This is a genomic window from Mesorhizobium sp. M8A.F.Ca.ET.021.01.1.1 (assembly GCF_003998025.1).
In the GTDB taxonomy this organism is placed as follows: domain Bacteria; phylum Pseudomonadota; class Alphaproteobacteria; order Rhizobiales; family Rhizobiaceae; genus Mesorhizobium.
Window position 1 is genome coordinate 1 of the sequence record NZ_RZSJ01000991.1, and the last position, 1,002, is coordinate 1,002.

The 1,002-nt window shown below is 65.4% G+C and carries 1 protein-coding gene; it reads right to left on the reverse strand.

Annotation, left to right across the window (positions count from 1 at the left end; translation table 11 throughout):
• The coding region (locus EOA36_RS36090; protein WP_127281293.1) for an FAD-dependent oxidoreductase at positions 1-1,002 on the reverse strand (1,002 nt) is incomplete at both ends.

Here is a 1,002-nt window from a genome sequence, read left to right on the forward strand (position 1 = left end):
CGTAGATGCCATAGGGGAACGTCTCCGGCGGCGGCGGCAATGACACGCCGAAGGCATGACAGGCAGCCACCCGGCCCTGCTCCATCGAGGTGGAGGCAAGGCTCGGAAAGCCGATGACGTCGCCGGCGGCGTAGATATTGGGCACGCTGGTCTGAAACGTCTGCGGATCGACCTTGATGCGGCCCCTGGAGTCGGCCTCGATGCCGACCACGTCGAGGCCAAGGCTGCCGACATTGCCGGTGCGGCCGGCGGCATAGAGCACGACCTCGGAGCGGATGGTGCGGCCATCGGCCAGCTCCACCTCGGCGGCTTCCGGCTTGGAGCGGATTTCCTTGACGGCACTGCCCAGCCTTATGGTCATGCCACGGTCGCGCATCTGGTGGATGAAATCGTCGACGATCTCGCGGTCGACAAAATCGAGGATGGAGTTGCGCGGCTCGACCAGCGTCACCGGTACGTCGAGCGCGGAAAAGATCGTGGCGTATTCGACGCCGATGACGCCGGCGCCGATCACCGTCAGCGTGCGCGGCAGCCGGTCGAGTTCGAGCATCTCGTCGCTGTCGAAGACACGGGTCTTGTCGAAGGGCACGTCGCGCGGCCGATGCGGCCTGGTGCCGACGGCGATCAGCGCATTGGCGAAGCCGACTTCGCTGTAATCGCCATTGTCCGATGTCAGGCTGACCTTGTTGGGGCCGAGAAATTTTACCGCCGCGCGCGCACTTTTGACCGTGTTGCGCATGAACTGGTGTTGCAGCACCTCGACCTCGTGGTCGAGCGTCTTGTGCAGGCGCTCGATCAGGTCGCCGACCGAGATGTCCTGCTTGACCCGGTAGCCGCGTCCATAGAAGCCGCGCTCGCGCCAGCCCGAGAGATTGAGCACCGTTTCGCGCAGCGTTTTCGAGGGAATGGTGCCGGTGTGCACCGAGACGCCGCCAAGACGCCGGCCGCGGTCGACCACCAGCACCGACTTGCCGAGTTTGGCCGATTGCACCGCCGCGCGGC